The following is a 9784-nucleotide window of genomic DNA, read 5'->3' as shown; positions in this document are numbered from 1 at the left end:
ATCTGCCCGAACGGCAAACGGATCACTTCGTTCAACGACGTGGAGGATGGCAGGAACTTCAACATCACAGCAAAAACCTATGGTTGCAAACATTGCCCCCATTACACCACGTGCTTCAAGGGGAAAAAGAAGCGCACCGTCTTTGTTCATCACGCTTTTGACACGCTACTAGAAGCAGCCCGCCATGCCCAGACCGATACCTATCGGGAGCAAATGCGCCTTCGCGGTCGGATTGAAGCGAAGCAGAACGAACTCCTTCATCACTATGGCCTGCGTCGTGTCCGCTATTGGGGCCAACGCAAGCTCGCTTTTGCCGCACGCATGAAAGCGTTAGGGGCGAACCTGAATAAACTCAATCGTCGATGTTGGGATAAAAAAAATCCGTTAGAATTGGATATGCATACGGCGCGAAGTATCACTTTCAAAAAAGTCGCATGATCCTCCCTGGGGGAGATCTGCCCATTTTGAGGCAATGCCTCGAATGGGTGGGCAAAACGATGGGAACACGGTGCGTTTTGTGGCTACTTTCTTGATTAATTTGGAAAAAACACAGTTTCAACGAATACCATGCTTATTTTCATTAGGTTCCTAGACGGACTCTATATAACAACTAAATCACTACAAATGCTCGTATTTTCGATAGGACAAAGGCGTTTTAGTGATTTTTTCCCGTAAATAACTATCTCCGCAGAAACGAATCGCAAAAAGCTGCCCCGCATCATCAAAATGATTCAGGCGCTGAATGCGTCTATAGGCACGGTAACTGAATACGGATCTAGCATTAAATAAATCCGCTACAGTTACCCCCATTTCAATCTGATAAAGCGTTTTCGAGATAAGCAAAAGAAGCTTTCCTGTTCTCATTTACCTTTTCATTGACAGATGCCCAGTCAATATCCATTAACGAGCACTCTCCAACATCTTCATCCCCTGTGATAATTCTATCATTAAGCCCAGTCCAAGATAGCAGGGTATATAATCTGCTGTTAGTTGAAAACTTGCTACTGTCCCGCTCGCGCCTAAATGCAAAGAACGGGGTATTGCTTAGTATCGAAAACACACAGCCGTGGAACGAGTCGGTACACATATATTTTGCATTTCTAATTAGGTTAATGAACTCTCCAGGACCCACATTATATGGACTTTCATCAGCAAAACTTTCATCAGATGATATATATGTGCTCCCGTGAAGGAGTCCAATAATCCGGTAGTTAGTTTGTTCTTTAAGGCGTTTTATGAATGTTCGTTGTTCCGGGTTATCTCCCATAAGATAACAGAGAATATAATCCCCCTCAGCAAAAGGTTTTTCATCTTGAATTTCCATCCATTCTTCCGCCGTAAGCAACATTGTCGGATCGCAGACCACCGATACATCCCTGTTGGTGATTTCTTTAATAATATTCTGACCAGCGGTTTCCCGTACACTAACATGATCAATCCTGTTTATGAAATTTTTAACATGAGCGTGTAACTGCCTCGGTAATACAGAAGTACCAAAACTGGTTGAATAAGCTATCTTTTTTATCGTGTCAGGTACAAACTCAAGCGTGAAATACTTCGCTGCGACATTAGCCGCACCCCATAACTGATCGCTACCAACAACAACAGCTTCGCACTCTTTTGATTGTTCGCTCAACTGTTTCCATGACGAAGCCCTAGGAAAGAAACTCAATTTATTGCTATAAAATTTTCTATACTCTTCATGCCTAATACGCATATTTTTCGAATATGACTCTTCTACCCAGTTTGCCTTTTTTGACAAAGCATTTCTTATCACATACTCTCGCTCATCCTTACTTAGCAATCTACTGAAGTAGTAGCATATTTTACGCATTTGAATGCTTCGTCTGATTCCCGACATGTCAAACACTTTAGTATCGTAACCTAGCTTTCTTATGGCATATTGTGTCGCATATGTCTGCAATGCACTGCCGAAGTTATCTTTATAGGTTACAACAGTCAATCCGATTACTCCCATTTCAGTCCTCCATCAATACCTTTTCTATCTCTTCCAAGTAAACGTTAGTCACAATGCTTCGGTCAAACTCTCTCTCCACTTTTTCTCTTGCAGTTCGACCCATTGTTTCTTTCCGCTCATGCGGCAGTTCGATAAATGTCCTAACCGTTTCAACTAGAGCCCCAACATCCTTGCGTGGAAATGTATATCCCGTCACACCATTCTCAATAGCATCATTGACACCGGGAATATCGGAACCAATACACACCCGCCCCATTGCACTGTGCTCAAGAACGACATTTGTCATCCCTTCATAATAACTTGGATGAATCACTGCATGAGCTGAAGCAATAGCCGACTTCATATCAAGCAGAACACCACCATACTCTATATAACCGCACTTGATATACTCGTCTAGCTTAACCTTATATTTATCGTCATCGTAATCACCGTAGATTATAAAACGTGTATTGGAATATTCGCTATGTATTCGCTTAGCACACTCGAGGAACTCATCAATTCCTTTAATTTTAACTATACGTGCCACAAAGTTAAAAGTAATGCTGCTGTCATCTTCAGGATACTGTTGATACGAGAACTCTGCCACATTTACTCCCGAACCCGGAATATCATGGTAATTTACCTTATTGCGCAGAATTCGGTTCATGTAGTCTCTTTCTTGGCTGTTCTGATACATCATGCAGGATGCTTTTCGGAAACCGAGCCTATAAAGCGTATCTAAGATAAACTTCAACCACCACGGATAAGTACTCGTATCAATTAATCCAGCATTATTAACAATGTACTTGGTTTTTGTTAGCCCACAGGCTATTCCACCATATATAGAACATTTTGTTGTGTAGGTCAGTACTAAATCCGGTTTATATTTTTTCAAGATATCAACGTAGAAACGAATTTGCTGTAAATCCTTTAGGGGATTAGTCCCTCTACGATCAATTGTCAAGTTAATGAATTTACATCCCATTTCGATGAAGCAATCCATTTTTTTCCCATATGGGCAGACCAAATATACTTCGTATTTATTTTTAATTAATTTCTCTATCAATTCACGTCGAAAATTATAAAAATTATTATCTTTAGGGGATATCATCATTATTATTGCCATACAAACCTCATATTCAGGAATTAATTTGTCTTCATTCGTGTTCGGTTAACCAAATTCACCCCAAGAAAACGACACGTATTCCATTCGTTGATTTCGTTAATTCCTCCTTCTTGCAACATTTCCCAGTCATTGTTGCAATTATAAGGAAGAATACCCACAATAAAGCTCCCCTTCCGCCTTGGGATCATGTATCAGCATTTTCAATGTGGTGAATTCATTGAATAAATTTCACTATATATGGTTAACCGATCACGAATGAATTTGTCTTATATCTCTACCAAAACACCACTCTCGTCTATTAGGAGATCATTATACTTGCGAGCGAGTCGGACGCCGCATCTTGCTTTCACATTCTTTGGCAGTTCTTCACCCAACAGTTGCTTTACTCTCAAATATGGAAGGTTAATCCCTGCCGCTGCATAAAGAACAATTGTAGCTGTGATTCGTGGATTCAAATCTGTAAGCACAGGATTGTCATTTTCATCAAGCATAAAATCGAATCCGATATTACCATCTAATTTGAGGATATCTACTATTTTTCTACACAGTTCAAATGCATCTTCCCTTTCCTCTACTATGCTCTCCTGTGCTATACTCATAGAGCTTACGGTATTATGCCGACCGGCGATGTATAGGACTTTCCCCCGGTCAGACAACAAATCTACCGTGTATTCGCATCCGGGCAAGAATTCCATAGCAAACATTTCTGGCACTCTAAAGAATTCATCTACAATCTCACACATTTCGTCAAGCGTTATATATAAAGAGTTAGGCTTATCGTTAAGAAAAATATCAGCTTTCGATTTATGAGCACTTAGAATTCTAACTCCACGACTTCCGCTACTCTTTGCAATCTTTATACATACAGACTTTTCCGGATATCCAAGTTTTGTAGCTGCATCTACCAAAGATTTCTTTGAATCGACTAAATAATGCTTGGGTGCTTTTATGTTATTTTTTTTCATTATTTCGTATAATAAGTATTTGTTATTCGCAATAGAAAGGCTCTCATTTGCACTTACAGCCACTTTGACCCCGATTCTCTCGAAATCTACCAATCTCACTCTTACAATGTCTAGTTCCATAGAAAGGTGCGGAAATAAAATATCGACTTTTTCTAATCTGCATACCTTAAGAAGATTATCTACATATGCTTCATCCGTATAGTGCGACACTTGGTAGTACTTATCTACAATTGCATTCATAAATGGACTGTCGGTTATATCACAACCTATTATTCTAATATTTCTTTCCCCATTTCCTTTAAGGCAACGGAAAAAGCCAGGCATGAATATTGCTCCACAGGCTGTGCTTAAAACTGTTATATCTTTCATCAAAAGTATCCCTCATCAAAGATTGAATTTAGAGAAAACATCGTCAAAGGTCTCTTCTCTCATTATTTCTTTAACTTCATATTCCTTATTAACGCTGAACATCGGACTGTTAGGTTTAATGAACTGCGGCTTAGAAACGATGGAGTATCCGCCAACATTCTCAAAAGTTAGAATATCTCCGACAGCTAGTTCACCTGAATAGTCTTTATAAATACAGTCCTGTTCCAAGCATGTAAAGCCCATAATATCGATGGCATCATAGTGATGCCTGTCTTGACCGCTCTCTTTCACGATCACAGGTAAATTCTTCAATGTACAAATCTCTCCTACATTGAGGTAACTGCCGTCGACAGTTGCCATATTGCGACCACGAATCGTTTTTATGTTCAGGATTTTAGTAACAAAACTTATATACCTTGCCACTATAGTTGTGCCGGGCTCTGTATATAAGATTGGTTTCTTTTCTTCAGGGATGTGCGAGTAATGATCAGCAATCGGTTTGATTACTGCCTTAGCATAATCTTTGTAAGTTGGGATATTGCTTCCAAACTGAGCCTCTAAAGCTTCAGGCATTTTTCCGAACATTCCACTACCTAAGCTGATATATTCCGGTACTCCATCAATATATTTTTCAGTGGCCTTCAGCATGATCTCTACCCTCTTACGCCATGCTTCAATTCCTCGCGCACGACTTATATGGCAGTGCAAACCGACGAGTTGTATATTGGGATGATCTTTTAATAGTTGGGTAGTCTTATGTAGTTCTTCGCTCTCAGGTTCAAATCCAAAACGTGAAATAAATACACCACTAACGTCAAGATTAATTCTTAAACCTACTTTATATTGGTGAGCTATATGCAAGGTTGCGTAATCACAGATACGCTTTGCTTCGTCGTAATTATCAATATTAATGATTCCGCCGTTCTCTAAATGTTCTTCTAGACGTGCACCTTTCACGGGTCCGTTAAATACTATCTGTTCCTCTGGATATCCTAGTTTTCTTGCCAGTTCATACTCCATATCAGAAACAACTTCGGCATGACCGCCTAATCTCTTTACAAGATTACAAATATAAGGAGTATAATTAGTCTTATAGGAGTATGAAATTTGGTACTTCGTATATATAGCACGAAAAGCATCAAGCATTTCATTATAGTTATTAATGAATCCCTGTTCATCAAACAAATAGAACGGGGTTTTATTGTATTTTTTTTGAACAGATTGTAACATTCTATTGTTCATTTCTCGTCTACCTTACCCTTTAAACTTAATCTACACTAATCTCGTGCTATGCCCTTTCATTTGTACGATAAACATTCAAATGAGGTCTAAAATCTGAACCATAATTTGTGGTGAACCTCTTCACCAATATCTTTAGAGTTGTGTACAAAATCTTCAAATCAAGGATAAAAGATACATTTTTTGCGTAATATGTCTCATACTCAAACTGTTCTTCCCAAGTTGTTACCGGTTTTCCGGACAAACTATCTGGCGGGAGAAGTCCCCCTCTCACAGTGTGTCTTACACGCTCATCTTCATGGAAGAAAGGCCCGTAATATGTAGGCAGTGGTCTTGGCCCAATAATTGACATTTTTCCTGTTAGAATTAGGAAAAGTTCCGGGAGTTCATCGAGTGAAGAGCTACGAATAAAAGCACCAAATTTTGTTAACCTATTTGTCTCATCAAGTAAGTTCCCATCAGCATCTAGTTCTTCCGTCATTGAACGAAACTTATATAACTTAAACACTTTCTCATTTACCCCAATACGTTCCTGTGAAAACAGAATAGGAGATCCCATCTTAATTCTCACAAGAGTCGCAATAATCATATATACTGGCAACAGAATAATAATGCCTATCAATGAAAGCATGAAATCAAGGGGTCTTTTTATGAATTTTCTATATATCACACATGCCTCCTAAACACACACTCAAAAGCTTCTGCATAATTCAAACCAGACTGTGAGCCACGGTAGGCTGCTAAGCCTTTGATTGCTTCCTCAGAACGTGGATGTGGATATGGACGCATTACACCACGGTATGCAGACAGCGCCGTTATCTTCGCCTCAACTCCTTCCAGACTAACCTCTATGAAGGTATTTGGCTGGAAACGATTCATTGCGCTGTTAACTGACCAATCCGTGGACGATGATGTTTCCATGAACCAGAATTCAGACACCGACTTCACATCGGTACGACGTTGGAACAATCGAAGAGCTGCCTGACAAGCCATAGAGGTATGCAAGTGATCATTATTTGTATCAGCAGGATGATGTGTAATGATTACATCGGGCTGAGAGGACAAGATTGCCTGCTCTATAAACTGAACCATCTCCAAATGTGGCACGGTATTCATTTTCATGTTAGGGAACGGGCCTTGATAGATGCGATGAACACCTAACACTGAATTACTCATTTCCATCTCCGAATTGAGAATATCATCAGCAGGACGTTTGGCTCTAGCTTCTGCCTTAACATTCATAATGCACACATCAACTTTGTGTCCCTCTTTAGCATGCTTATGTATTGTCGCTCCTGCTCCGAGAACCTCATCGTCAGGGTGCGCTACAACAAACAAGTAGTTCATGATATCTCTCCATCTTCCATCTCGTTTTTATAAAAAACTATATTTATATTACATCACTGAAATCGTAATGAGCTAATCTGCCAATTTAACCCTGTGCTTGACTGCCTACGCACATGTAATGAAAAAATGCCATAGTCATCAATTGTCCCTGTATGCTTGTCTCGATAACTAAGTACCTATAGACTTGACCGCATCTTTTCAGAGCCTTCGGAAACATGTTCCACGACTTTTAATCACTGTCGATAAATACTGGTATGGCCTTTTGGTAGATGATCGGATTGGTCGTCACCGCAAAAAGTCAAGCTCTAACAAAAGACGATATCACCGGTTCCCACGCCGGCAACAAACAGCGCCATATGAATGGCTACCGTTCCTGATGACAAGCTACTGCCGAAAGGGCAATCGCCTTCAGAGCCACCTCATTCTCATTCTCATTCACATTCGTACCCAGCAGAGCGATCCAGTTGGGGGCAAATGATTCCTGAGTATATTGCATTTCATATCTTTTATCACTGATGTGCGTTGCTAACCCCTTCTAAAAAGTCAAAAGCCCCTTGCAGGGTCGAATCAAGCATAATGCTCACAGACTCTAACACCAAGCTCGGGGCTGGTTCCTTCACACAATTGGCCGGTCAGTAGACAGGCCTTCTTCTCTTCATACGAGTTAGATTGACCTAACCGTACTCTCTTTCAGAGAAGGTACATCCTTTGTAACCCTTAACTCTCTGCCATCTTTACACGCTCTGCTCGGCAAATGCTTGGCGCTCCGTCCCAGTGGTACCCCGGATTCACCAATTCCAACTGCCTTACTGCTTCTTCCCGGCTCAAACGCATCATATCCTGCTCACTCATTCTGACCAAGCGCTGAATCGGTACCGGCGATCCGCAGTACGCCCCGATGCAATCGCTGATCCGCATGATTCGTTCATGGCTGGTCTGCTCTAAGCTTTCCCCTTCGTGGCTGAGTTCTTCGTAAAGCTTTTCACCAGGACGCATCCCTGTATAGACGATCGGAATCTCAATCATCGGTTCCAGACCGGAAAGACGGATTAGATCTTTCGCCAGATCAGCAATCTTCACCGGCTCCCCCATATCCAGTACGAATATTTCGCCACCGTGGGCCTGTGCTCCTGCTTGCAGAACTAAGGCTACAGCTTTGGGAATCGTCATAAAGTAACGCACCATATCGGGATGGGTTACCGTCACCGGCCCACCCTGGGCGATCTGCCGCTTAAAGATCGGTACCACCGAACCACGACTGCCGAGGACATTGCCAAAGCGCACCACCGCAAACCGTGTGGATGGTTTATCGCTGCCTTTTTTCATCGCTTCAGCAGCGTAATGCTGAACAACCAACTCAGCAAATCGCTTCGATGCGCCCATGGCCGATGTGGGTCGTACTGCTTTGTCACTGGAGATCATGACAAAGCATTCCACGCCGAACTGCAACGCCAGTTCGGCAAGCACTTTCGTTCCCCAAGCGTTGTTTTTCACTGCTTCTTCCGGTTGCTTTTCCATCAGGGGCACATGCTTATGTGCTGCTGCATGAAAGACCGCGTCCGGCTGATGCTCTTCAAAGATGCGACTGATCACATGACGGTTTTTCACATCAGCGATGTATGTATGGAGCACTAATCGTGGGTACCGGTCGCGCATCTCCTGCTCCATTTGGTGGATGCTGTTTTCCCCTTGCCCAATCAAGACCATGCTCGCCGGCCCGATCGCAGCGATCTGCCGAACCAGTTCACCACCGATAGAACCACCAGCCCCCGTCACCAGGACGGTTTTTTTATGTAAGTACGTCGCGATGCGCTGAAAGTCCGTGACCACTGGTTCTCTACCGAGGAGGTCTTCCACTTCCACGTTCCGTAGCTTGCTGACGCTTACTTTACCGCTGACCAGATCGCCGATGTTCGGCAAGATCTGTAGATTCGCCCGTGTTTGCTTACATAACTCGACGATGCGCTTTAGTTTTGCCCCGACCACGGAAGGCATGGCGATGATAATCTCTTCAATCATGTACTGATCCACCAAATCGGCAATTTCCTCTGTAGAACCGAGCACCTTCAACCCTTGGATGCGCTTGCCCAGCTTGGTCGTTTCGTCATCTATAAAGCCGATCGGCAACATCTTCGATGATACTTTGCGCAGTTCCCGGGCCACCAGTACACCGCCGGCTCCGGCGCCGACGATCAAGGTGTTGCGCCGCTTGCCTACGGTGATCGGCGCAAAGAGACCGTATTTCCACTCACAATAGACGCGCCAACCGAACCGCGATGCGCCCATACCCAGCACCAGGAGCATTCCGGCGATCACATAGACACTGCGTGGTATCGTTTGCCCCGGCGTGACAAAATCAATGAAAAAAAGTGCCCCCAACCCTAAGCCGATGGCCTTTACGATCCGCCATGCATCGCGCACACTGGCATAGCGCCACACTGTTGTATAGATTCCGCAAAGCAAAAACGCTGACATAAAGCAAGCCACACCCCACGGTAGGATGCGGCTGAGATAGCGCCACTCATGTTCGGGAATCCGTAGGTCAAAGCGTAGGTAGTAGGCCATTAGTAACGAAAATACCACCACACTGGCATCAAAAAGAATGACAATCAATCGGCGCGCCGGGTTGTTGCGGAAATCGACTAATGGAATCATTGTGCCCTCACCCTTTATGTGAACTTTCTCAAGTGCTCAATACGTTGTGTATACTAACTTTGTTCACTTCCTGCAAACAAAATCCAGATTCCATTCTGTTATGCATTCTATCATATTTTTGTAGCT

Annotated in this window: 8 protein-coding genes; 1 reads left to right on the top strand and 7 read right to left on the bottom strand. The window is 42.7% G+C overall.

Annotated features, from left to right (window positions below; all coding sequences use genetic code 11):
• Positions 1–438 (top strand): transposase (locus EDD73_RS03375; protein ID WP_207668794.1); only part of this gene is annotated, 438 nt, incomplete at its 5' end.
• A 373-nt stretch (positions 439–811) separates the two neighbouring features.
• Here the strand turns inward: EDD73_RS03375 and EDD73_RS03370 are convergent.
• The 7 genes from EDD73_RS03370 to EDD73_RS03340 all read right to left on the bottom strand — a co-directional run bounded on the left by EDD73_RS03370 (position 812) and on the right by EDD73_RS03340 (position 9658).
• Positions 812–1978 carry a polysaccharide pyruvyl transferase family protein gene (locus EDD73_RS03370; protein ID WP_131918313.1) on the bottom strand — a complete coding sequence of 389 codons (1167 nt, stop codon included), beginning with the start codon at positions 1976–1978 and terminating at the stop codon, positions 812–814.
• 1 nt (position 1979) lies between these two features.
• Positions 1980–3083, bottom strand: a complete 1104-nt coding sequence (locus EDD73_RS03365) for a glycosyltransferase family 4 protein (protein WP_131918311.1) — start codon at positions 3081–3083, stop codon at positions 1980–1982.
• A 266-nt stretch (positions 3084–3349) separates the two neighbouring features.
• A complete protein-coding gene (locus EDD73_RS03360; protein ID WP_131918309.1) occupies positions 3350–4417 on the bottom strand; it encodes an ATP-grasp domain-containing protein in 1068 nt (355 codons plus the stop codon).
• 15 nt (positions 4418–4432) lie between these two features.
• Entirely contained in the window at positions 4433–5659 is a 1227-nt protein-coding gene (locus EDD73_RS03355) for an alanine racemase (RefSeq protein WP_207668793.1), read from the bottom strand.
• 46 nt (positions 5660–5705) lie between these two features.
• Positions 5706–6326, bottom strand: a complete 621-nt coding sequence (locus EDD73_RS03350; RefSeq protein WP_243116772.1) for a sugar transferase — start codon at positions 6324–6326, stop codon at positions 5706–5708.
• Positions 6323–7003 (bottom strand): PIG-L deacetylase family protein, encoded by a 681-nt coding sequence (locus EDD73_RS03345; protein WP_131918307.1) that lies wholly within the window; start codon positions 7001–7003, stop codon positions 6323–6325. The genes EDD73_RS03350 and EDD73_RS03345 overlap by 4 nt, the downstream gene beginning before the upstream one ends.
• A 717-nt stretch (positions 7004–7720) precedes the next feature.
• Positions 7721–9658, bottom strand: coding sequence for a polysaccharide biosynthesis protein (locus EDD73_RS03340; RefSeq protein ID WP_131918305.1), 1938 nt, complete (start codon positions 9656–9658; stop codon positions 7721–7723).
• Positions 9659–9784: the final 126 nt, after the last annotated feature.

Origin of the sequence: Heliophilum fasciatum (genome assembly GCF_004341395.1) — a bacterium.
Classification (GTDB): domain Bacteria; phylum Bacillota; class Desulfitobacteriia; order Heliobacteriales; family Heliobacteriaceae; genus Heliophilum; species Heliophilum fasciatum.
This window is presented reverse-complemented; position numbering and strand designations above follow the sequence as displayed.